Origin of the sequence: Streptomyces sp. NBC_00442 (assembly GCF_036014195.1) — a bacterium.
Taxonomy (GTDB): Bacteria; Actinomycetota; Actinomycetes; order Streptomycetales; family Streptomycetaceae; genus Streptomyces.
In genome coordinates this window covers 5694176-5717087 of record NZ_CP107918.1, presented here as the reverse complement: position 1 = coordinate 5717087, position 22912 = coordinate 5694176, and the positions used below count along the sequence as shown (strand labels likewise).

Here is a 22912-nt window from a genome sequence, read left to right as displayed (position 1 = left end):
CCACGGCAGTGGGCCGCACCTCAGCCGTTCAATCAACGGGCGTACCCTAGGGTCCGCCGAAGAATCGAAGTCACAGGGAGCCGGACGTGTCCGCAGTCGCACCCGACGGACGCAAGATGCTGCGCCTGGAGGTCCGGAACAGCCAGACCCCCATCGAGCGCAAGCCCGAGTGGATCAAGACCCGGGCGAAGATGGGCCCCGAGTACAACCAGCTGCAGAAGCTGGTGAAGAGCGAAGGGCTGCACACGGTCTGCCAGGAGGCGGGCTGTCCCAACATCTTCGAGTGCTGGGAGGACCGCGAGGCGACCTTCCTCATCGGCGGCGACCAGTGCACCCGGCGCTGCGACTTCTGCCAGATCGACACGGGCAAGCCCGAGGCGCTGGACCGCGACGAGCCCCGCCGCGTCGGCGAGTCCGTCGTCACAATGGACCTGAACTACGCCACCATCACCGGCGTCGCCCGCGACGACCTGGCCGACGGCGGCGCCTGGCTGTACGCGGAGACGGTGCGCCAGATCCACGCGCAGACCGCCGGGCGCGGCGAGGGCCGCACCAAGGTCGAGCTCCTGGCCCCCGACTTCAACGCGGTCCCCGAGCAGCTGGAAGAGGTCTTCTCCTCCCGCCCCGAGGTCTTCGCGCACAACGTCGAGACCGTGCCGCGGATCTTCAAGCGGATCCGCCCCGGCTTCCGTTACGAGCGCTCCCTCGACGTGATCACCAAGGCCCGCGACTACGGCCTGATCACCAAGTCCAACCTGATCCTCGGCATGGGCGAGACCCGCGAGGAGGTCAGCGAGGCGCTCCAGCACCTGCACGACGCGGGTTGCGAACTCATCACGATCACGCAGTACCTGCGCCCCTCCGTGCGGCACCACCCGGTCGAGCGCTGGGTGAAGCCGCAGGAGTTCGTGGAGCTGAAGGAGGAGGCCGACGAGATCGGCTTCTCCGGTGTGATGTCGGGCCCGCTGGTCCGCTCCTCCTACCGGGCCGGCCGCCTGTACCAGCAGGCGATGGAAGCCCGGAGCGCCGCCGCCACCGCCTGACCGGGGCGCAGTGCGCGTGAAGCCGCTCACAAGCGGCTACTGATCGGTAATGGCCTCGACGACGCGGCTCGTACCGTCCCCGCAGGTCGGGGCGCGGGTACGGGCCGCGTTGGCGTTTTTCACGCCCGCGTCAAGGTTTCATTGGGGTTTGACCGCTCGGACACGCCCTGGTAACACCCATCAGTGACGATGGCTTTACGCACCGCGCATGCCCCCACGCCCGTTCGCCCGTTTCCGAATCCGTTCCCGATCCCGTCCCGAGGGGGGACCTCGACGATGCAGGCCGCTACCGCTCCGCAGACCGTGCGAGCCACCACGCTTCCGTCCGTCACCGGCGCGCTGCGCGCCATGGAGTCGCTGATCATGGGTTCCGGCCAGCGCACCGCCCGACGCAACGCCTGGACCGCCGTCCTCGAGGACCGGCGCCGGGCCAAGGACCGGGTCGAGGCGCAGCACGTACTGGAGGCCGTGGCCACCCGTCGCTCCTAGGCCACGTAAACTTCCTGCTATGGCGAGGAAGGCAACCGCAGAGAGCGCTGCGAACGATGCGAATGCGGGGCGACTGAAGCAGATCGCCCTGACCTACAAGATGACCCGCAAGGCCGATTCCAAGATCGGGCTTGTCATCGCTGGCGTGGGAATCGTCGTCATCGGCGTCTTCCTCGCGATCGGTTTCCTGCTCGGGCACCCGATCTACCTGGGCATTCTCGGCCTCCTTGTGGCCGTGCTCGCGATGGCGATCGTCTTCGGACGGCGAGCCGAGCGGGCGGCCTTCGGCCAGATGGAGGGCCAGCCGGGTGCGGCCGCCGCCGTGCTCCAGAACATCGGGCGCGGCTGGACCACCACCCCGGCGGTGGCGATGAACCGCAGCCAGGACGTCGTCCACCGGGCCGTCGGCCGGGCCGGCGTCGTCCTCGTGGCCGAGGGCAACCCGAACCGGGTGAAGTCCCTGCTGGCCGCCGAGAAGAAGAAGATGGCCCGCATCGTGGTGGACGTTCCCGTCCACGACGTGATCGTCGGCGACGGCGAGGGCCAGGTGCCGCTGAAGAAGGTGCGCACCACGCTCCTGAAGCTCCCCCGCGTCCTGTCCGGCCCGCAGGTCACCGCGGCCAACGACCGGCTGCGCGCCATGGGCGACCTGATGAGCAACATGCCGCTGCCGAAGGGTCCGATGCCCAAGGGCATGCGGATGCCGCGCGGCGGAAAGACGCGCTGACCCCCCTCACCTCGTACGCATAACGCACGCATACGAAGGCGGCCCGGACCGAGATGGTCCGGGCCGCCTTTCCGTGTGCCGGGCAGGTTCGGGAGGGATCCGGGTCAGATCCTGACCTGCACCGCGCGGGCGAGGCGGTCGTGCAGGCCGCGGCCGTCGCGGTCCCAGATCAGCGCGGGGATCGCCAGGCACAGCAGCACGGTGCGGACGACGACCCGGACGATTCCGAGCCGGCCACCCTCCTCGGCGACCACGCGCAGGCCGAGCAGCCGCTTGCCGGGGGTGAAGCCGACGGTTCCCACCGTCAGCACGCCGAGCACGAGGAAGACGAGGAGCGCCCAGTTGTTCGCGGCGTGCGTATTGCCGTGGGCGATCAGCTGGTAGGCGATCAGGGCGCACAGGGCCCAGTCGATGAAGATGGCGCCGAAGCGGCGGCCGAGCGGGGCCACCGAGCCGGGCCCGTCCTTGGGCAGACCGAGCCGTTCGCCCCGGTAGCCGAAGTCGACACCCATGTCTTCGGCGGCCGCGCGGGGCCCCGAGAGCCACGATCCCATTGCTTGCCTGTTGTCCACGGTCCCACGGTACTGTGCCCGTTTTCGATCACTTCGGCCCGGGTCGGCCTTGGCACGTTCACCACCAGGCCGGTTAACTTGGGTGAAACAAACGGGTCACGCCGGAGAAATCCCGTCTGCCTATGGTCGGGTCCAGCGTGTGCCACCGCACTGGCCGCACGACCGAGCTGCAACCCCGCCCCTCCCGGGTGGGAGTAGGAGGAGTTGGATGTTCCAGAACGCCGACGACGCGAAGAAGTTCATCGCGGACAACGACGTGAAGTTCGTCGACGTCCGGTTCTGCGACCTGCCGGGCGTGATGCAGCACTTCACGATCCCCGCGAAGGCGTTCGACCCCACCGAGGAGCTCGCCTTCGACGGTTCGTCGATCCGCGGCTTCCAGGCCATCCACGAGTCCGACATGGCGCTCCGCGCGGACCTGTCGACGGCGCGCGTCGACCCGTTCCGGCGGGACAAGACGGTCAACATCAACTTCTTCATCCATGACCCGATCACGGGTGAGCAGTACAGCCGCGACCCGCGCAACATCGCCAAGAAGGCCGAGGCCTACCTCGCCTCCACCGGCATCGCGGACACCGCGTACTTCGGCCCCGAGGCCGAGTTCTACGTCTTCGACTCGGTACGGTTCGAGACGTCCGCGAACCAGTCCTTCTACCACATCGACTCCGAGGCCGGCGCCTGGAACACCGGGTCCGAGGAGAACAACCGCGGCTACAAGGTCCGCTACAAGGGCGGCTACTTCCCGGCCCCGCCGGTCGACCACTTCGCCGACCTGCGTGCCGAGATCTCCCTGGAGCTGGAGAACTCCGGCCTCCAGGTCGAGCGCCAGCACCACGAGGTCGGCACCGCCGGCCAGGCCGAGATCAACTACAAGTTCAACACGCTGCTCGCCGCGGCCGACGACCTGATGCTCTTCAAGTACATCGTGAAGAACGTCGCGTGGCGCAACGGCAAGACCGCGACCTTCATGCCGAAGCCGATCTTCGGCGACAACGGCTCGGGCATGCACGTCCACCAGTCCCTGTGGTCCGGCGGCGACCCGCTGTTCTACGACGAGCAGGGCTACGCGGGCCTCTCGGACATGGCGCGCTACTACATCGGCGGCATCCTCAAGCACGCCCCGTCGCTGCTCGCCTTCACCAACCCGACGGTGAACTCCTACCACCGCCTGGTCCCCGGCTTCGAGGCCCCGGTCAACATGGTGTACTCGCAGCGCAACCGCTCCGCCGCGATGCGCATCCCGATCACGGGCTCCAACCCGAAGGCCAAGCGCGTCGAGTTCCGCGCCCCGGACCCGTCGTCGAACCCGTACCTCGCGTTCTCCGCGCTGCTGCTCGCGGGCCTGGACGGCATCAAGAACAAGATCGAGCCGGCCGAGCCGATCGACAAGGACCTCTACGAGCTGGCTCCCGAGGAGCACGCCAACGTCCAGCAGGTCCCGACCTCGCTCCCGGCCGTCCTGGACGCGCTTGAGGCGGACAACGAGTACCTCCAGGCCGGCGGTGTCTTCACCTCCGACCTGATCGAGACGTGGATCGACTACAAGCGCACCCACGAGATCGCCCCGATCCAGCTCCGCCCGCACCCGCACGAGTTCGAGCTGTACTTCGACCTCTAGGCCCCCGGCCCCGCGCCACCCCGAGCCCCGCTGCCCCCTCCAGGGCGGCGGGGCTCGCCGCTTCCGTCGCCGGCCGGTGGCGTGCCTGCGCCGGCCAGGCGGCCGGCGCGGCGAGCGGCAGGGCGTCGGCCCTCACCGACGAGGTTGCCCGCCGGGCCACCATCCCCCGCCCCCGAGACGACGTCCGAGCGTCAGGGGGCGACCTTGAGGAGGGGTGGGGTGGGGCCGGTGCCATCGGGGTTCACCAGGAGCCAGTCGGCGTTGCGGCCGGGGACGAGTTGCGCGGCTTCGGCCACCTCGTCGATGCCCTCGCGGATCAGCGGGCCTTCGGTGAGGTGGCCGGTGCGGGGGTCGAGGGACCCGATGCGGCCGCCCGCGAGGACGGCGAGCCGGTTTCCGGGCAGTGGCGCGAGGGCCGTGACCGCCCCGCTCGCGCCGGTGTGCCACAGCCGTCGTCCGCTGCCGAGCGCGTATCCGGACACCCCGTCGGGGACGGTATCCCCCGGCTTCGCCACGGCCGTCACCAGCACGTCCCCGACGACCACGGCACGGAGTGCGGGCCGCGCGGCGAAGCCCCGCATGATGTCCGGGGGCATGCGCAGATCCTCCTCGTGCCCCGAGACCGCCACCGATCCGCGCGGACGGTCCTGGTCGTCGAAGGCCAGCACCGCGTTGATTCCCCGGTCGTCCTTCTCCTTGACCCAGAGCGCGAACGGCCGCGCCGACACGGCCATGATCGTCACCCAGCGGCTCTCGGCCGGCAGCGCGGTGCGGCGTACGTGCGTGCCGGTCGCGGTGTCGAGCGACACCAGATTCAGTGAGCTGAAGGCGGAGCCGGTCATGCACTGGACGACCACGCGGGTACGGCCTGCCGCGGCGGAGACGAGGACCGGCGTGCAGCCCTTGTCGAGCGCCAGTGACCAGCGCGGGACGCCGGTGCGCAGGGCGAAGCCCCGTACGGCGGTGTCTTCCAGGGCGACGGCGGTGCCGGTGTCCGCGGCCACCCTGCCGTCGGTGACCGGCCCGAACTCGGCATCGCCGCTGATCTTCTGCTCCCAGAGCTTGCGGCCGCTCGCGGTGTCCACACCCCAGACCGTGTCGCACGCCTGGCCCGCGCGGCCGAAGGCGATCACGCCGGTGCCGTCGACGACGGTGTCGCTCATCGCGCAGGCCGATCCGCGCGCGGGGGCGTCCATGCTCCAGCGCCGACGTCCGTCGGCGAGGTCGTAGCTGTTCAGCCCGGTGGTGTGGACCCGGACGACGGCCCCGTCAAGGGTCCAGTTCCCCACACCCCTGACGGTGTTCGGCCGGTCGAGCGGCGTGTCCCAGGCACGGTCGAGGACGGGTTCGCGCATCCAGACATACGCCTGCCACCCCGGCCACAGAGCGAGGACGGTGCCCGTCACCAGGAGCACGGCGGGCAGAGCCTTGCCGGGCCGGATCCTGGTCAGTCTCTCGACGCGCCAGCTGACGAGGGGCAGTGCCGCGAAGGTGCACAGGAACGCGAGCAGGATGGTGGGGGTGGTCCCGTCGGGGCAGGCGCCGTACCGGCCGCCGCACGAGTTGCCGGGCATCGACGTCCAGCCCAACCAGTGGAAGGCCACCGCGAACCCGATGACCATCCCGGACGCGACGACGAGCAGAGCCCCCCGCCACACCGCTCCCGCTGTTCTGCGCGCAGGCCTGTTGTCCTTCATCACATCGCCCCCCCCAGGCGTCAACTGCCGTGCCTCCCCCCGGAGATACGGCAGTTGATCTTAACCCGGCCCCACCGCACCCCGCCCGGCGCGCCTGCCGCAGCTCGGATGCACGGCCCGGACGCCGGCCTGGCGGGTGGGGCCGGCGGGCCCCCGCTCACCCCTCCGGCGGGACGAACTCCGGCTGGTCCAGGACGCGGAGCCAGCTGCCGTCGGGCTGGCGGCGGACCACCTGGGCGCGGGCGCCCGTACCGTCCTTCGGCGGCGTCGACGTCAGGGCGATGTCGCCGCTGACCAGCGTCGGCAGCGGCTGCTCCTGCTCGAAGTGGGGACGGTTGGCGAGGACCTTCGCCCACAGCTCACGGATCGCCTCGCGGCCCTCCGTCCGGCTGCCCGGCGGGTAGGCGAGGACCGCGTCCTCCTCGTAGAGGGCGGCGACCCCGGCGGCGTCACCGGCGTTGGAGCGCTCGACGAACAGGCGGGTGATGTCCTCGGGCCGCAGGGCCTTCTCGTACTCCGGCGTGTGCTCCGGCGTGTACTCCGGCATGGGTTCCTCCTGGCGGTCGGGGTTGCGGGCGTGCGGTCGGGGTTGCGGGCGTGCGGTTGTGGTTGCGGAGCGGTCACGTTCCCGGTCACGTCCACGGTGGCGGTGGCGGTCACGTCCGCGGTCATGTTCGCCCTCGTTCGTGTTCCGGCACTGCCCAGCCTGATCCCGTCCCGATCAGAAGTCCAACAGATGGAACTGATCGGAAGTAGAATCCACAGTCATGGATCTGAGACAGCTCGAATACTTCGTCGCGGTCGCCGAGGAGCGGAACTTCACGCGGGCCGCCGAGCGGGTGCACATCAGCCAGTCCGGCGTCAGCGCGCAGATCCGCCAGCTGGAACGGGAGCTCGGTGCCGAGCTGTTCGACCGGTCGGCCCGCGCTGCCACCCTCACCGCCGCGGGGCGGGCCGCGCTCGACCACGCCCGCGCCGCACTCCTGGCCGCCGCGGCGGTCGGTCAGTCGGTGGACGAGGTCACCGGCCTGATCCGGGGCCGGCTGAGCATCGGGATGGTCATCGGCTGCACCATCACGCCGCTGTTCGACGCTCTCGCCGCCTTCCACCGGGCCCACCCCGGCGTGGAGATCTCACTCCTCGAGGACAACTCCGGCCGGTTGGTCGACGGGGTTCGCGCCGGGACCCTCGATCTCGCCCTCATCGGGACGTCGACCGCCGCCCACGACGGCCTCGACTCGCTGACGATCATCGAGGAGGGGCTGGTCGCGGCGGTCCCGGCCGGCCATCCGCTGGCGAAGCGGCGCCGGGTCGCCCTGAGCGATCTGAGCGCGTACCCGATCGTGTGCATGCCGCCGGGTACGGGGCTGCGTACGGTCTTCGACCGGGCCTGCGCGGCGCGCGGCGTCCAGCCCGTGATCGCGCTTCAGGCGAGCGCCGCCGACGCCATCGCCGGCCTCGCGGCACGCGGCCTCGGTGTCGCCGTGCTCAGCGACTCGATGGCCGCGCACTACCGCGACCTGCTCACCGCCCGTGCCATCGACGACGTCGACGCGCCTGCCTTCCTCTCCCTCGTGTGGAAGCCCAACGAGGGCCCTGCGGTACGGGAGTTGCTCGCGTACGGACGGCGGGCGTTCGGCATGGCCGGGCCGGCGGCGGGAGTTGGGGCGGGCCCGGCGGGAGAGGGCCGCTGAGAGCGGGCCCGGCACCCCCGCCCTGCCCACGGACGCCTCACACCCCCGAAGCCGCCCACTTCTGCTCCACCTTGCCCAGCCGCCAGTACGCCAGGGCCGCCGCCCACACCACGACGAACAGGCCGACGATGACGAAGCCGACGTTGTCCAGGTCGAGGTCGGCGATCCAGCCGCTGACCGGGTCGGTGAGGTCGAACTTCTCGTGCATGACCCCGACCAGTTCGATGGTGCCGATGAAGAAGGCCACCGCGATCGAGAGGCCCGTGATGGTGAGGTTGTAGTAGACCTTGCGCACGGGGTTGGAGAACGCCCACTGGTAGGCGAAGTTCATGAACGTGCCGTCGAGGGTGTCGAACAGGCTCATGCCGGCGGCGAACAGCAGCGGCAGGCACAGGATGGCGTACCAGGGCAGCCCGGCCGCGGCGCCCGTGCCGGCCATCACCATCAGGGTGACCTCGGTGGCGGTGTCGAAGCCGAGGCCGAAGAGGAAGCCCAGCGGGAACATCTGGCCCGGCCGGGATATGGACTTGGTGAAGCGGCCCAGGATGCGGTTCATGAACCCCCGCGAGTCCAGGTGGGCTTCGAGTTCCTTCTCGTCGTACGCGCCCGCCCGCATCGCGCGGAACACCTTCAAAATGCCGAACAGGGCAACGAGGTTGAGCGCGGCGATGAGGTAGAGGAACCCGCCGGAGGCGGTGGTGCCGACGACACCGAGGACCTGGTGGGTGCTGGAGTCCTCGTTCATGAGGGTGCCCGCGAGGTGGGCGCCGCCCGCCACCAGGCCCGCCATGACGACGACGACGCTGGAGTGGCCGAGCGCGAACCAGAAGCCCACGGAGACCGGGCGCTTGCCGTCGGCCATCAGCTTGCGGGTGGTGTTGTCGATGGCGGCGATGTGGTCGGCGTCGAAGGCGTGCCGCATGCCGAGCGTGTAGGCGGTGACGCCGAGGCCGATGCCGTACGTCTTGGTGCCGACGGCGTAGTGGGCGGGGGCCACCAGCAGGAACAGGATGCCGAAGGCGACGACATGCAGGGCGGCTATGACCGCGAGCAGGGCACCGGTACGGACGGTGTCCTCGCGGCGCCAGCGGAACGTCGGCGTGGCGGAGCCCGCCTCGGAAGGCGTGCGGGTGGACAGGGTCATAAGGGTCACGCTCCAGCACCTCGTGGATCACTTCGTGAGATGCCGCGGCCGGTCTCCTGGCTGACGGGCGGATGCGGCCGCCCCGGCCTTCCCAGCCAGGTGGATCCTGGCCAGTGGCGTCGCAGGGGAACGGCCGCTCCCCGGAAAGGCTTGACGGGGAGCCCGATCACAGTGGCGAGGGCCGCTCCGGTTTCGCACCGGCTTCCCGAACACCACGGCCAGGTCACCCTAGACGCTGCGCAGTTGCCCGCACAGCTGCACAGCTGTGCAGGTATCGAAGATCACACGGAGCGCTCCGGCCCACTCCTGCGAAGATGCGGGCATGCATCTCGTCCCCGCCGAGCGCGCCGGCCACCGCATCATCGACGGCCACCGGGTCTGCGACGCCATCGCCGCGATCGGCGACCCCGAGCGCGTACGCGACTGGGCCGAGCGGTTCTCCCTGCTCGCCGACCCCAATCGGCTCGCGCTGCTGATAGCCCTGCACCGGACCGGGCCGCTCGCCGTCTCCGACCTGGCGGTGGCGACGGGCATGCGCGACCCGGCCGTCTCGCAGGCCCTGCGGCTGCTGCGGGCCGCCGGGACGGTCGCTGGGGAGAAGGAGGGACGGGTGGTGCGCTACCGGCTGGTGGACGAGGCGACCGCACGCCTCCTCGACCAGTACGCGGGCCAGTACGCGGACCGGCATGCGGGCCGGCCCGCGGACCGGCCCGCGGTGACGACGTCGGGGCCCGACCCCGGCCACGCCTCGACGGCATGAGCGGGGCCGGGCGATTTCACGGATCAGCGGCCGTCGTAGATCAGCGCGCGCACCATCCGGCAGGTCGCCTCCGACGGCTGGTGTACGCCGATGAGCGCGGCCACGGTACGTATGGTGCGGTCGGGTGCCTGCTCGGGCCGGTACACCCCGGTGTCGAGCAGGGCGATGGCCAGGCGCATGGCCTTCAGACGCCGGTTGTGGGACTCGTACCACACACGCGGACGCCCGGCGGGCAGCGGCACCTTGCGGAGGGGCTGGAGGGACAGCTGTTTCGGGGCGTGCGAGGTCAGTACGGCAGCGGTCATGGGCATCCTCCTGGGCGGTCGGGAACCCTCACTTACTGCCTCGATTTTACTGGGGACCACTGACAATCGCCCCTGGCCAGCCGGGCTTTGATGCGGCGTCGCGGGTAGCCTGGCGGGCATGGAGATCTGGATCAACCCGGCCTGTTCGAAGTGCCGCAGCGCGGTGAGTCTGCTGGACGCGGAGGGCGCCGACTACACGGTGCGCCGCTACCTCGAAGACGTGCCCTCCCCCGAGGAGATCCGGGCCGTCCTCGGCCGGCTCGGTCTCGAACCCTGGGACATCACGCGCACCCAGGAGGCCGCCGCCAAGGAACTCGGCCTGAAGGACTGGCCGCGAGACGCGGATGCCCGCGAGCGCTGGGTGACGGCGCTCGCCGAGCACCCCAAGCTGATCCAGCGCCCGATCATCACGGCGGACGACGGCACGGCCGTGGTGGGCCGCACCGACGACGCCGTACGGGACGCGCTGACGCGCAAGTAGCCTGTCCCACACGGCAGTCGGCCCGTCGTCAAACCCGGCCGAGCTGGGCCTCGGCGTCGGCGAGCAGCTCGGTGATCCGCGCCCCGAACCGGGCGTCGCACGGGTGCGGCGCTCCGGAGCGGGCGGCTTCGAGGAGGGCGTCGATCGCGGCGCCGAACGCGTCGAGCGCACCACCCCACTCCGGCATCCTCGCGGCGCCGCCCTCGCCGAGCAGCTCCACCTCGACGCCCGCGGCGGCCGGCGGCGCGGTGAAGCTGAGGTCGGCGGTGCTGGAGGTGCCCGAGGCGTGCCGCAGGATCAGATGCGCGGTGTCGCCGGGCCCGGCCGCCGCCGTCAGGGCGGTCACCTCGCCGAGCACCCCGGCGAGCACGGCAAGGGCGTGCGGACCGACGTCCCAGAGCGCGCCCTTCTCACCCCGCCAGGGCGAGGCGGCGTACGGGCTGCGCTCGGCGCCCGGCGTGAACAGGGACCCGTACCACCGGGCGCGCCCGGTGAACCACCCCGGCGTGTCGGCCTGTTGGGCCACCCAGGCCGCGGTCTCCTTCGCGAAGCGCAGCGTGAAGAACACGACGGAGGCGACCTGGGCCCGCTCGGCCGCGTCCGCCACCGCGCGGGCGCCGGCCACGTCGGTGGCGACCGGCTTGTCCAGGAGCAGATGACAGCCGGCCGCTGCGGCCCTGACCGCGAGCGGCGCCTGCACGTCCGGCGGCAGCGCGAACGCGACGGCGTCGCAGTCCGCGAACAGCGCGTCCGGGTCCTCGTACACCGCCACCCCGTGCTCGCGCGCGACGGCGGCCGCGGCCTCCGGCCGGCGCCCCCACACGCCGGCGAAGTCGACGCCGGGGTGTGCGGCGAGCGCCGGTGCGTGGGTGGCGACGGCCCAGGGGCCGGTGCCGAGGAGGCCGATGCGGGGGGTTCCGGCGATCTGGTTCATGCGGACCAGTCTGCCCCGAGCGGCATCCGGGCCACGAGGGACGGCCACGGCCCGTGCGTCCGTACGACGCGCCACGGTTCGCGGTATACGAACGGGACCATGTCGCGGCGGGGCGGGGCAGGGCCGGGGTGAACGGCCCTTTCCCGACGCCTCTTGGGACGAACCGCCGAGGGGCCGGGGGCCGCTCTCGGAGGAACCGCAGAGGCATGGGCCGTTTCATGGTTCCGGAGGCCCCCAGGTAACACCGGGTTCACAAACGGGCAACGGGCGGGAAATTTCGAGGTGTGAGTCTGCCGGGCGTACAGCAGCGCCGCAGCGTGGCAGCGCGCCGACACCCCGCAGCTCCCGCAAAGGATGGCTTCCGTGACGTTCAAGGCCGAGTACATCTGGATCGACGGCACCGAGCCGACCGCCAAGCTCCGCTCCAAGACGAAGATCATGGGCGGTTCGCCGGCCGGCGTCTCCGAGCTGCCGCTGTGGGGCTTCGACGGGTCCAGCACGAACCAGGCCGAGGGGCACGCGTCGGACCGGGTCCTGAAGCCCGTCTTCTCCTGCCCGGACCCCATCCGTGGCGGTGAGAACATCCTCGTCCTGTGTGAGGTCTTCGACATCGACGGGACGCCGCACGAGTCCAACACCCGCGCGCTGCTGCGCCCCGTGGCCGAGCAGTTCACGGCGCAGGAGGCGATCTTCGGCATCGAGCAGGAGTACACGTTCTTCGACGGCGCCCGCCCGCTCGGTTTCCCCGTGAACGGCTTCCCGGCCGCGCAGGGCGGCTACTACTGCGGTGTCGGATCGGACGAGATCTTCGGCCGCGACATCGTCGAGAAGCACCTGGACCACTGCCTGGCCGCCGGTCTGAGCATCTCCGGCATCAACGCCGAGGTCATGCCGGGCCAGTGGGAGTTCCAGGTCGGCCCGGTCGGCCCCCTTGAGGTCTCCGACCAGCTGTGGATCGCCCGCTGGCTGCTCTACCGCACCGCCGAGGACTTCGACGTGTCGGCCACCCTCGACCCGAAGCCGGTCAAGGGCGACTGGAACGGCGCGGGCGCGCACACCAACTTCTCCACCAAGGCCATGCGCGAGGGCTACGACGCGATCATCACCGCGTGCGAGGCGCTCGGCGAGGGCTCCAAGCCGATGGACCACGTCAAGAACTACGGCGCGGGCATCGACGACCGCCTCACCGGCCTGCACGAGACGGCCCCGTGGGACGAGTACAAGTACGGCGTCTCGGACCGCGGCGCCTCGGTGCGCATCCCGTGGCAGGTCGAGGTGGACAAGAAGGGCTACATCGAGGACCGCCGCCCCAACGCCAACGTCGACCCGTACGTGGTGACCCGTCTCATCGTCGACACCTGCTGCACGAGCCTGGAGAAGGCCGGCCAGGTCTGAGCCGCCGCCTCTCGTCGTCACCAGGGCGTCCCCGCTGCGGCGGTGGGCGCCCTGTGGCGTACCTCCGCCCTTCGGCGCACCCGCCCTTCGGCGCTCCCGTTCTTCGGCGCACCCGTTCTTCGGCGTGGGGCGGTCCTCGCGGAGGCGCAGGTTCCGGTCACGCTGTGCCAGGGATCCGTACCAGTCCGTGGGAGGGGGCTGCTGCTCGGGGCGGATCGTCTGGTTGAATGGGCGCATGTCCAGCATCCAGAACTCCGTGACAGGTCGCAGCGACCTCGAACCGTTCTGGCCGTCCCGCCAGGACCACGACTTCGACCGGGTGTGTTGCCGCGCGACGAACGCGCCGGCCCTCTAACGCCTCGATCCTCTCCAGGCCTTCGGCCCGCGCGCACCGACGTACGTCCCCTGCCGACGACTCTCCGCGCGAAAGAGCTGACCCCTCATGGCGAACACCCGTACCCTCCCCGCCCCCGACGCCCCCGCCCCCCTGCCGCTCGGCCGCCATCGGCTGCGGGCCGTGGACCGCGACGAGACGGCCCGGCCGGCCGCCGCACAGGTCCTCGACTTCCTTCCGCCCGGCGCCACCTGGCTGCCCGCGCCCCAGCACACCCTGCCCGCGCTGCCGGGCCGGCCGCCGATGGTCGGCTATCTCGTGCTCGTCCCGGCCGACCAGCAGCCCCCGCTGCTCGCCGCGGCGCCCGAGCCGCTGACACCGGTACCGGTCGAGGCCGCCGCGACGGGCGGCGACGCCCGCGTGCGGATCGACACCGTACGCAGGACCGCCGAGGTGGACGGCGAGCAACTCGACCTCACCTACCTGGAGTTCGAGCTGCTCGCCCACCTCGTGGCACACCCGCACCGGGTGCACACCCGCGACCAGCTGGTGAGCACCGTGTGGGGGTACGGACACGTGGGCGACGGCCGCACCGTGGACGTCCATGTGGCCCGGCTGCGCCGCAAGCTGGGCGCCGAGCACCGCGCGGCCATCCAGACCGTACGGCGCGTGGGCTACAAGTACACGCCCTGACACGGCAGTTGAGGGGGGCGGGGCGTCACCGGGCGCCCCGCCCCCCTCATGTGCGCCCCGCCCCCTCATGTGCGCCCCGCCCTCCCGCATGTGCCGCCACGCCGTCAGGGCAAAATGCGAGGCCAGGGGGTGTTGCCAGCACCACCCCCGGGCCGGGGGGCGAAGCCCAGTGACCGCGGGCGCGGTGCCCGGCGACACTGAGGGCCGGACCACCGGCGTTGAGGGAGACGGGGAACCACGATGAATGCGACCAAGGCACGCGATGCGCTCCTGGCGGGCGTGCGCGGTTTCGCGCTGACGCTCGTCTCGATGACCGGGTCGATCCTCCTGTTCACCCTGACCGTCGTCTCGATCGGCCTCATACCCGTCGGCTTCGGCGTGTTCGCCGCGCCCCTGGTCATCGAGCGGGTGCGTGCCCACGCCGACCACCGGCGCGACCTGGCCCTGCGCTGGAGCGGCGTGCGCATTGCGTCCGCCTACCGCCCGCTCCCGGGCCGCCCGGGGCTCGCGGGCCGGATCGAGCGGTGCACCACGCTCCTGCGGGACCCGGCGACCTGGCACGACCTGCGCTGGATGCTCGTCGACATGACGGCCGGGGTCTTCACCGCGATCCTGCCTCCCGTCCTGCTCCTGTACGTGGCGTACGGCTGGGTGCTCGCGCTCGGCGTGTGGCGGCCGATCGCCGACGCCGGCGGCGACTGGTTCCTGTTCATCCACATCACCGGCCAGTCGAGCGCGTACGCCGCGGCCGCGCTCGGCACCGCCCTGTTCGTGCTCGGCCTGTTCGTCAACCCGGCCCTGCTGCGCGGCCACTTCCAGCTCGCGCGGGCGCTCCTGTCCCCCTCGCGCGAGGCCCGGCTGGCGCAGCGGGTCGACCGCCTGACCGAGACCCGGCACGACGCCCTGGACACCTCGGCGGCCGAACTGCGCCGCATCGAGCGGGACCTGCACGACGGGGCGCAGGCCCGTCTGGTCGCCATGGGCATGAACCTGGGCACCATCGAGGCGCTCGTGGAGAAGGACCCGGCCCAGGCCAAGAAGCTCCTCGCGCTGGCCCGCGCGTCCTCGGCAGAGGCCCTGACCGAGCTGCGCGACCTGGTGCGCGGCATCCACCCGCCGGTCCTCGCCGAGCGTGGACTCGCCGACGCGGTACGGGCGTTGGCGCTGCGCCTGCCGGTGCCGACCGAGGTGACGGTGGACCTGCCGGAGCGGGCCCGCGCCGAGGCGCCCGTCGAGTCGGCCGCGTACTTCGCGGTCAGCGAGCTGCTCACCAACGCCGTCAAGCACGCGGCGGCGGACAGCATCTGGGTGGACCTGTCGTACGGGGCGGGCGCGCTGCGCGTCTCCGTCGGCGACGACGGCAGGGGCGGGGCGCGGGCCGGCGCGGGCGGCGGCCTGAGCGGGGTCGAGCGGCGGCTCGGTACATTCGACGGCGTCCTGGCCGTCAGCAGTCCCGCGGGCGGTCCCACGTTGGTGAACATGGAGATCCCTTGCGTGTTGTCCTAGCCGAAGACCTGTTCCTGCTCCGCGACGGCCTGGTCAGGATGCTGGAGGCGTTCGGCTTCGAGATCCTCGCCGCCGTGGAGAGCGGTCCCGAACTGACCCGGGCCTTCGCCGAGCTCGATCCGGACGTGGCGATCGTGGACGTACGGCTTCCGCCGTCACACACCGACGAGGGGCTCCAGTGCGCGCTCGCCGCCCGCCGCGCCCGGCCCGGCCTGCCGGTCCTCGTCCTGTCCCAGCACGTGGAGCAGCTGTACGCGCGCGAGCTCCTCGCGGACGGCGACGGCGGGGTCGGCTACCTCCTCAAGGACCGGGTCTTCGACGCGGAGCAGTTCATCGACGCGGTACGCCGGGTGGCGGGCGGCGGCACCGCGATGGATCCCCAGGTGATCCAGCAGCTGCTCTCCCGCAAGGCCCGGGACGAGCCGCTCGGCAGGCTCACCCCGCGCGAGCTGGAGGTGATGGAGCTGATGGCGCAGGGCCGCTCCAACGCGGCGATAGCCGAGCGCCTGGTGGTGACCGAGCGGGCCATCGCCAAGCACACCTCCAACATCTTCGCGAAGCTGGGCCTGCCGGTCTCCGACGACGACAACCGCCGGGTGCTCGCGGTGCTCGCCCACCTCGACCGCGGCTGAGCCGCCCCGTGCGGGGTCCCGCACGGCCCCGGCCGGGGCCGTGCCCGCCGCGGCGGGGCGCCCCCGTGGTTTCGGGTTAGCCTGGCAAGCAATGAACCGCATGATCACGCCCTGGGGCGAGCACGACCTGACCCGATTCCCCGAAGACCCCCGCGACCCGCTGCGGGCCTGGGACGCCGCCGACGACTATCTGCTGCGCCACCTCGCCGAGACCGGGGAGCTGGACCTCTCGGGGACCGTCGTCGTGACCGGCGACCGCTGGGGCGCGCTCACGACGGCGCTCGCCGAGCACCACCCCGTACAGATCAGCGACTCGTTCCTGGCCCAGGAGGCGACCCGGGCCAACCTGACGCGGGCCGGTTTCGCGCCGGATGCCGTACGGCTCCTGTCCACCCGGGACGAGGTGCCCGAGCGCGTGGACGTGCTGCTCGTGCGGGTGCCCAAGAGCCTCGGTCTCCTGGAGGACCAGCTGCACCGGATCGCCCCGGCGGTGCACGCGGGCACCGTCGTCGTCGGCACCGGCATGGTGAAGGAGATCCACACCTCCACCCTGAACCTGTTCGAGCGGATCCTGGGCCCGACGAAGACGTCGCTGGCCGAGAAGAAGGCCCGGCTGATCTTCACCACCCCGGATCCGAAGCTCGTCAGGCCGAGGAACCCCTGGCCCCTGACGTACTCCCTCGAGCTCGGCATCGGCCCCGCCTCCGGGCTCGCGGTGACCAACCACGCCGGGGTGTTCTGCGCCGACCGCCTCGACATCGGCACCCGCTTCCTGCTCCAGCACCTGCCCGAGCGCACCGGGCCCGATCACGTGGTGGACCTGGGCTGCGGCAACGGCATCGTCGGCACGGCGGCGGCACTCGCCAACCCCGAGGCGCGCATCACCTTCGCCGACGAGTCGCATCCGGCGATGGCCTCCGCCGAGGCCACCTTCCGGATGTGCGCGGGTCCCGTGCGACGCGCCGACTTCCACCTCGGTGACGGGCTCGCCGCGTTCCCGCCCGGCACGGCCGACCTCGTGCTCAACAACCCGCCGTTCCACAGCCACCAGACGACGACGGACCGCACGTCGTCGCGGATGTTCGCGGACGCCCGCACCGCGCTGCGCGACGGCGGAGAGCTGTGGGTCGTCGGCAACCGGCACCTGGGTTACCACGAGAAGCTCAAGCGCATGTTCGGCGCGTGCGAACTGGTGGCGTCCGACCCGAAGTTCGTGGTGCTGCGGGCGGTGAAGCGGGAGCGCTAGCGCCTGTCAGCGACAAGGGCGCACGAGGACGGACGAGGACAAGGGGGCGACGGGGCGCGTGGGCGCATCCGTCGCCCCCTTGTCGTGTTTCAACTCCCCCCAATCTCCTGGACCGTTGAACGCCCCACGCCTCCCACCCGTATGGAACGGCGCGCTTCGAGCGAAGGAGTTCCATGGGACGCATCGCACGCTCTCCCCGAAAACGGCCGGCCCTGCCCCGCCGGATGATGCTGGCGGCGGCCGCGCTCATCCTGGGCGCAGGAGGGCTCGCCGCGGTCAATTTCTATGCCTCGGCCAGTGAAGGCGGCGCGCGCGGCCGTGCGCCGGCCGGGCACGACATGTCGTCGATGCGCATGGTGTCGACCATCGACTGCCCGGACGTCGGCAATGTCCTGTCCACCGTGCCCGATTCCGCCAAGCAGCGGGTCGACCGCCGGCTCGCCGATCTCGATACGCAGATCACCGACGCGTATACGAAGTTCGCCGACAACAAGGACCGGATCCAGCGCGACCCCGGCCTCGCCGACAGCATGGTGCTCGCCCCGCTGAAGGCGAAGCGGACCGATTCGATCGGACAGATCGCGGACGCAACCGGCCGGCCGGACCTCAACGGCAAGGGGCTGGCCGCCTGCTCGATGCGGGCCGCCGACGCCCCGCAGCCCGGCGACCCGGGTGACACACAGGGAAGCGGCCCGGGTGACGCGCAGGGCGACGGCCAAGGCGACGGCCAAGGTGACGGCCAGGCCGCAGCCAACGCCGCTTCCGCCGCAGCTTCGGCTTCCGGGCTCTCCCGCCGCGACTTCGTCGACATCCGGTCCGTACGACCGAACGCCGCCGCCCCCGCCCCCCGGCGCGGCGCCTCCACCGGCACCTTCACCAGCGACTGCGGGCGCAACCAGAACGGCAAGCGCAACCCCGACAACGTCATCGTCGCGCCGGGCGTGAGCAATGGCGCCCACCACATGCACGACTACGTCGGGAACCAGGCGACGGACGCGTTCGCCGGCGACGCCGATCTCGCCAGGGGCGCCACCAGCTGCCGCAACCAGGGCGACAGGTCCACGTACTACTGGCCGGTCGTGCGGGTCCTGAACCAGGGCGACGACAACGACGCGCAGGCCGACGGCGGCGGCAAGGACAGGAACGTCGGGAAGATCCAGACACCGGTCCAGGCGACGATCCAGTTCGTCGGCAGCCCGGTGAGCAAGGTCACCGCCATGCCGCGCTTCCTGCGCATCATCACCGGTGACGCCAAGGCGTTCACCAACGGCAACGCCAATGCCAACGCCTCCTGGAGCTGCACCGGATTCGAGAACCGCCAGCTCAAGGACAAGTACCCGCTCTGTCCGCAGGGCAGCAAGGTGGTCCGCACCTTCAGGTTCCAGAGCTGCTGGGACGGGCGGAACACCGACAGCGCCAACCACCGCACCCACGTCGCCTTCGCCGACAGGCGGGGCGCCTGCCCCGCCGGATTCAAGGCGATCCCCCAGCTCGTGCAGCGCATCGTCTACGACGTGCCCGCCAAGGCCGGCGCCTTCGCCGTGGACTCGTTCCCCGAGCAGCTCCACAAGCCGGTCACCGATCACGGTGACTTCATCGACGTCTTCAGCGATCAGCTGATGGGGAAGGCGGTGACCTGTATCAATACGGGGCGCTCCTGCGCCTGACATCCGCGCGCGCGAGCGCGAAGAGGCACCTGCCGCTGCGCGGCCGGTCCGGTCAGTGTCCGGAATGCACGGTCCCGGTCTCGACACTGCCACCGAGCCGGCCGTGCAGTGCCGTGACCACCGCCTGCGCGCCGACCGCGACCCACTTGCGGCCGACCAGGTAGACGCCGCCGTAGTCCTTCGCCTCGTTGATCCACTCGCGCTGGCCGCGGTCGGTGGCGAAGGTCGCCAGGACGTAACGGCCGTCCGCCGTCGTGCAGTTGGCCTGGCGCAGCTCGGCCGAGTCGGTGGAGACGACGGGATGACAGGCGGCCCGCGCGGCGAGCTGTTCCAGGGTGCCGCTCGCGGTCTCGATTGCGGGCGCGGGCGACGGCGACGGCGACGTACATCCGGTCAGGACCACAGCGGCCACGACCGCCCCGATGACCACTCGTGCTTCAGTGCGCATCACCCCATCCTGCACCCAACTCCAGTAAATACAAGGGGAGTTGAGGATTGACGTACCACCGGCGGGCGGCACGGCGCGCGATGCCCGATCATGGGCGCATGCGTGCTCCTCTCCTCGCCCCCGGGTACGTGGGCGGCGTCCAGCTCATCGCGTACGCCGGCCGGCGGCTGCTCGGCTCCACGGCCCGCCGGGACCTGCTGCGGTCGTGCTCCACCAACGTCGACAACCTGTCCGCCGGGCGCTGGGCGACGATCGCCGCCGGCGCGCTGCTCGTCGAGGAGCCCATGGAGCTGCCCTACGCGCTGCTCCTGCTCGCCGTGCTCGGCTTCGCGGAGCACGCGTACGGCGCCTGGTGGACGGCCGGGGTCTTCCTGCTCGGCCACGCCGGGGCGACGCTCCTGGTGTACGGGGGACTTCGCGCGGGCCGCCCCTCCCCCGCCACCCGCTCCGCCGTCGATGTCGGGCCCAGCTACGGCTTCTACGCCGTGCTCGGCGCACTGACCTCGGTCCTGCCGCGGGGGCCCGTGCGCGGGGCCGCCCGTGCCGCCCTGCTCGCGCTCGCGGTGCGGCCCCTGCTGCGGGCCGGGCGCACCTTCACCGACGCGGGACATGCCGCGGCTGTGGGACTCGGTCTCGGGGCGGCGGCGGCCGTGGACTACCGTTCGGTTCGAAACCGGTAGATTTCACCTGCTCAGGAGCCGCCCGCCCATGATCGCGATCCCCGCCACCTCCGTCGCCAACCTGCGCGACCTCGGCTCCACTCCGCTCGCCGGCGGCCGCACGGTCCGATCCGGCCTCGTCTTCCGCGCCGGCCAGCTGGACCGGATGGACGCGGCCGCCGACCCGGCGGTGGCCGCGCTCGGGCTGCGGACGATCGTGGACTTCCGCACCGCCGCCGAGCGCGCCGACCACCCGGACCGGGTGCCCGCGGGAGCCCGCCTGCTGATCGCCGACGCGCTGGCGGACAAGATGTCGGCGGCGGGAGCGCCCGCCGCCGCCCAGCTCAAGCACGTCCTGGCCGACCCCGCCGTCGCCGAGGAGTACCTGGGCGGCGGCAAGGCGCAGGAACTGTTCGCCGACACCTACCGTTCGCTGGTCTCCTCCGGCTCGGCCCGCGCCGCCTACCGCACCCTCCTGACGGAGCTGGCCGCCGAGGACGCGGGCCCGCTGCTCTTCCACTGCACGGCGGGCAAGGACCGCACCGGCTGGGGCGCGACGGTGATCCTTTCGCTGCTCGGCGCCGACGAGGCGACCGTCGAGCGGGAGTACCTGTCGGTCAACCCGGCGGTGCGCCAGGCCTTCGCCCCGCTCATCGAGGGCTTCGTCACGCAGGGCGGCGACCCCGAGATCGCGCTCGCCGTGATCGGGGTGGTGCCCGAGTACCTGGCCGCGGCCCTGGACGAGGTCTCCACGGCGTACGGCTCGATGGAGAAGTACGCGCGCGAGGGCCTCGGGGTGCCGGACGACGCCATCGCCCGGCTGCGCGAACGGCTCATCGCCTGATCACCTCGCGCGGCCGTCAACTCGCGCGGGGGGCGAGCCTGTTGGGCAGGGGTGACCATCTCCACATTCGCTCGTTTTGCTGAACGTGGCCCCAGAGCAGGACATCCTCAACCCACCCGCCCCCTCCGTCGGCGTCGAGCAGGCCGAGGCCGCGCTCGTCGAGCACTATCCGCGGCTGGTGCGGCTCGCCTACCTCGTACTCCCGCCCTCGCTCGGGCGCAACCGCCGGGTGGTGACCGCGCACGCGATCGTGCAGCGCTCACTGCCGCGCGGGCGCGGCGGCCCCGGCGACGGCGGTGACGAGGCGCTGATCCCGGCGGCCCGGCGGTCCGAGGCGGGGGGTGGCCCGGGGTATGTGTACGTGCGGCGGCGCGTGGTGCGCCAGGCCCTCGAAGCGGGCCTTCCGCTGCGCCGCAGGGCCTGGCCCAAGCGGGCGCAGTTCCCGCCGTTGCTGCCCCAGGTCTGGGGCCTGAGGCTGTTCCCGCGTTCGGGCGGCGCCGACGAACTCGCCCTCGACCAGCGCCTGTCCGCCCTGTCGGGGCCCGCGCGCGCGGCCTGTGTGCTGCGCGCCCTGGAGCGGCTGAGCGACGACGCGGTGGTCGCCGAGCTCACCGCGGCGGGCGCCACCGGGGCGCGGCAGGCCCTCGCGGAGGCGGACGGCGTGGAGCCGGAGCCCGGACTGCTCGAATCCGCCGAGTTCGACCCCTGCTCGCTCCAGGCCCGGCCCACGGATCTGATGCGGCGCCGCCAGCACGGCCGGGCCGCGCTCGCCGCCGTCGCCGCGCTCGTGGTGTGCGGCGCGCTCATCGGACTGCCGGGCGACGGCTGGGGCCCCGACGGCGCGGCCGCGCCGGCCTACGCGCAGAACCCGGCGGCGCAGGCCGCGCTCGACCCCGGCCATCTGCTGCGCGTCGAGCCCACGGCGTGGACGACGGCGACGCGCACGGACTTCTCGGTCTGGCCTGCCCGGGGCGATCTCACCGGCGACGCGGGGCTGTTGCGGCGCGCGCTCGCCGTGTGGGCGCGGCCGGGCGAGTCGGTCCAGGTGTCGGCGACGCCGGGCACTCCGTCGGGTCCTCCGATGGGCGCGCCCCAGCTGCTGTTCGCCGGCGATGTGGACCGGGCACGGGTGGTGCTGCTCTACGACGGTCTGCGGGTCGCCCGTTACGCCGAGCCGCGCCAGGGCACGGCGGGTGCGGCGCTCGACTTCGCGCGGGTGGACGCGGCGGACGCCGCGTCCGCGAGCGCGCTCGTGGTGGGCAGGACCGACGGCAACGTGCGGTATCTGACCGCGCCCTGGGTGCGGGAGGCCTCCGTACGCGATCTGCTCACGCCGGACGCGGCGGCGCGCCCCCTGCACCGGGACGAGGACGGGGTGACCGACCCGGTCATCTCGCCCTCGCAAGCCGGCCAGTGCACGTCCTGGGACGCACTGGAGTTCCGCGACGACAGCGGGGTGCGGCTCGTCACCGACCTCGGGGAACTCGCCCCGGCCCGGCTGACGTGGGGGCCGCCCTCGGGCCCGCACGACGTGGGCGACCGCGCCGCGCGCGAGGGCTGGGCGCGGACCGCGTGTCTGCTGCCGACGGTCCGTTCGCACGGGGTGCGCTCCGTGAACGACTGGCAGTTCGCCCAGCAGACGATGCCCGAGAACAACGGCACCGCCGCCTGGATCTGCACCCGCGCCGAGACGTGGCGGGGCGCGGGCAGCCGGGTGTTCGCCCAGTTCCAGGCGCCCTCCACGCGGCTCGCGCCCGGCGCCATCGCGGCCCGCGCCGAGAATTCGGCGGCCTGCGGGCCGCGCGAGGCGCGGGTGCTCGCCGGGGTGCTGTGGAAGTCGCGCGGCGGCACCTGGTTCGTCCTGGCGGCGGGCAGCGAGCAGGTGGCGTCGGTGACCCTGTCCGGCGGGATGTCCGCCACCGAAAAGGGCAACCTGCTGGCCACACGGGCCAAGGAGGGGGCGCGCGCCGAGCTCAACGGGCGGCTCGCGGACGGCAGTCCGATCGCCACCCTGCGCTGAGCGG

22 protein-coding genes, 1 pseudogene and 1 riboswitch are annotated in these 22912 nt (G+C 72.1%); of the genes and pseudogenes, 16 read left to right on the top strand and 7 right to left on the bottom strand.

All coding sequences use genetic code 11. The features are described from left to right. Positions 1–86: 86 nt before the first annotated feature. The 3 genes from lipA to OG432_RS25610 all read left to right on the top strand — a co-directional run bounded on the left by lipA (position 87) and on the right by OG432_RS25610 (position 2259). A complete protein-coding gene (gene lipA / locus OG432_RS25620) occupies positions 87–1043 on the top strand; it encodes a lipoyl synthase (RefSeq protein WP_328313312.1) in 957 nt (318 codons plus the stop codon). Positions 1044–1319: 276 nt separating this feature from the next. After that, positions 1320–1532, top strand: coding sequence for an SCO2195 family GlnR-regulated protein (locus OG432_RS25615; RefSeq protein ID WP_053723984.1), 213 nt, complete (start codon positions 1320–1322; stop codon positions 1530–1532). 19 nt (positions 1533–1551) lie between these two features. Next, positions 1552–2259 carry a DUF4191 domain-containing protein gene (locus tag OG432_RS25610; RefSeq protein WP_328313311.1) on the top strand — a complete coding sequence of 236 codons (708 nt, stop codon included), beginning with the start codon at positions 1552–1554 and terminating at the stop codon, positions 2257–2259. Between the two features lie 104 nt (positions 2260–2363). Here OG432_RS25610 and OG432_RS25605 read toward each other — a convergent pair whose 3' ends face one another. Further along, the gene (locus OG432_RS25605; RefSeq protein WP_328313310.1) at positions 2364–2831 is read right to left on the bottom strand and encodes an RDD family protein; all 468 of its coding nucleotides are present in this window, start codon (positions 2829–2831) and stop codon (positions 2364–2366) included. 208 nt (positions 2832–3039) lie between these two features. Between OG432_RS25605 and glnA the strand changes: the two genes are divergently transcribed. Continuing rightward, entirely contained in the window at positions 3040–4449 is a 1410-nt protein-coding gene (gene glnA / locus OG432_RS25600; protein WP_328313309.1) for a type I glutamate--ammonia ligase, read from the top strand. A gap of 191 nt (positions 4450–4640) precedes the next feature. Here glnA and OG432_RS25595 read toward each other — a convergent pair whose 3' ends face one another. Both OG432_RS25595 and OG432_RS25590 read right to left on the bottom strand, forming a co-directional pair. Then, complete coding sequence (locus OG432_RS25595) at positions 4641–6146, bottom strand: outer membrane protein assembly factor BamB family protein (RefSeq protein ID WP_328313308.1); 1506 nt, start codon at positions 6144–6146, stop codon at positions 4641–4643. A 157-nt stretch (positions 6147–6303) separates the two neighbouring features. Further along, positions 6304–6693: a YybH family protein gene (locus tag OG432_RS25590; protein WP_328313307.1), complete on the bottom strand. Its 390-nt coding sequence runs from the start codon at positions 6691–6693 to the stop codon at positions 6304–6306. 220 nt (positions 6694–6913) lie between these two features. Between OG432_RS25590 and OG432_RS25585 the strand changes: the two genes are divergently transcribed. After that, positions 6914–7840, top strand: coding sequence for a LysR family transcriptional regulator (locus tag OG432_RS25585; protein ID WP_328313306.1), 927 nt, complete (start codon positions 6914–6916; stop codon positions 7838–7840). A gap of 37 nt (positions 7841–7877) precedes the next feature. On the opposite strand, the gene OG432_RS25580 is transcribed toward OG432_RS25585, so the two are convergent. Next, complete coding sequence (locus OG432_RS25580; RefSeq protein WP_328315236.1) at positions 7878–8984, bottom strand: HoxN/HupN/NixA family nickel/cobalt transporter; 1107 nt, start codon at positions 8982–8984, stop codon at positions 7878–7880. A 29-nt stretch (positions 8985–9013) separates the two neighbouring features. Then, positions 9014–9216, bottom strand: a riboswitch (cobalamin riboswitch). A gap of 90 nt (positions 9217–9306) precedes the next feature. Between OG432_RS25580 and OG432_RS25575 the strand changes: the two are divergent. Then, a pseudogene (locus OG432_RS25575) lies at positions 9307–9645 on the top strand (ArsR/SmtB family transcription factor); the annotation flags it as partial. Positions 9646–9767: 122 nt separating this feature from the next. Here the strand turns inward: OG432_RS25575 and OG432_RS25570 are convergent. Continuing rightward, positions 9768–10049, bottom strand: coding sequence for a hypothetical protein (locus tag OG432_RS25570; protein ID WP_328313305.1), 282 nt, complete (start codon positions 10047–10049; stop codon positions 9768–9770). Positions 10050–10167: 118 nt separating this feature from the next. On the opposite strand from OG432_RS25570, the gene OG432_RS25565 reads away from it, so the two are divergent. Further along, the gene (locus tag OG432_RS25565) at positions 10168–10530 is read left to right on the top strand and encodes an arsenate reductase family protein (RefSeq protein WP_328313304.1); all 363 of its coding nucleotides are present in this window, start codon (positions 10168–10170) and stop codon (positions 10528–10530) included. 28 nt (positions 10531–10558) lie between these two features. Here OG432_RS25565 and OG432_RS25560 read toward each other — a convergent pair whose 3' ends face one another. Continuing rightward, positions 10559–11464 (bottom strand): Gfo/Idh/MocA family protein, encoded by a 906-nt coding sequence (locus tag OG432_RS25560; RefSeq protein WP_328313303.1) that lies wholly within the window; start codon positions 11462–11464, stop codon positions 10559–10561. Between the two features lie 363 nt (positions 11465–11827). On the opposite strand from OG432_RS25560, the gene glnII reads away from it, so the two are divergent. The 6 genes from glnII to OG432_RS25530 all read left to right on the top strand — a co-directional run bounded on the left by glnII (position 11828) and on the right by OG432_RS25530 (position 18937). Then, positions 11828–12859, top strand: a complete 1032-nt coding sequence (glnII, locus tag OG432_RS25555) for a glutamine synthetase (RefSeq protein WP_328313302.1) — start codon at positions 11828–11830, stop codon at positions 12857–12859. A 442-nt stretch (positions 12860–13301) separates the two neighbouring features. Continuing rightward, a complete protein-coding gene (locus OG432_RS25550) occupies positions 13302–13886 on the top strand; it encodes a winged helix-turn-helix domain-containing protein (RefSeq protein ID WP_328313301.1) in 585 nt (194 codons plus the stop codon). Between the two features lie 240 nt (positions 13887–14126). Continuing rightward, the gene (locus OG432_RS25545; RefSeq protein WP_328313300.1) at positions 14127–15392 is read left to right on the top strand and encodes a sensor histidine kinase; all 1266 of its coding nucleotides are present in this window, start codon (positions 14127–14129) and stop codon (positions 15390–15392) included. Continuing rightward, on the top strand, positions 15377–16024 hold the full coding sequence (locus OG432_RS25540) for a response regulator transcription factor (protein WP_328313299.1): 648 nt from the start codon (positions 15377–15379) through the stop codon (positions 16022–16024). Before OG432_RS25545 ends, OG432_RS25540 begins: the two co-directional genes overlap by 16 nt. A gap of 100 nt (positions 16025–16124) precedes the next feature. Beyond that, a complete protein-coding gene (locus OG432_RS25535) occupies positions 16125–17270 on the top strand; it encodes a methyltransferase (RefSeq protein ID WP_328315235.1) in 1146 nt (381 codons plus the stop codon). Between the two features lie 173 nt (positions 17271–17443). Further along, a complete protein-coding gene (locus OG432_RS25530; protein WP_328313298.1) occupies positions 17444–18937 on the top strand; it encodes a DUF1996 domain-containing protein in 1494 nt (497 codons plus the stop codon). Between the two features lie 52 nt (positions 18938–18989). Here the strand turns inward: OG432_RS25530 and OG432_RS25525 are convergent, their stop codons facing one another. Further along, positions 18990–19385, bottom strand: coding sequence for a hypothetical protein (locus OG432_RS25525; protein WP_328313297.1), 396 nt, complete (start codon positions 19383–19385; stop codon positions 18990–18992). A 98-nt stretch (positions 19386–19483) separates the two neighbouring features. Here OG432_RS25525 and OG432_RS25520 point away from each other — a divergent pair, with 98 nt between their 5' ends. From OG432_RS25520 to OG432_RS25510, 3 genes are all read left to right on the top strand, one after another. Further along, positions 19484–20065, top strand: coding sequence for a rhomboid-like protein (locus tag OG432_RS25520; RefSeq protein ID WP_328313296.1), 582 nt, complete (start codon positions 19484–19486; stop codon positions 20063–20065). Positions 20066–20093: 28 nt separating this feature from the next. Then, on the top strand, positions 20094–20888 hold the full coding sequence (locus OG432_RS25515; protein WP_328313295.1) for a tyrosine-protein phosphatase: 795 nt from the start codon (positions 20094–20096) through the stop codon (positions 20886–20888). Positions 20889–20964: 76 nt separating this feature from the next. Then, a complete protein-coding gene (locus OG432_RS25510; protein WP_443058452.1) occupies positions 20965–22908 on the top strand; it encodes a hypothetical protein in 1944 nt (647 codons plus the stop codon). Positions 22909–22912 lie beyond the last annotated feature (4 nt).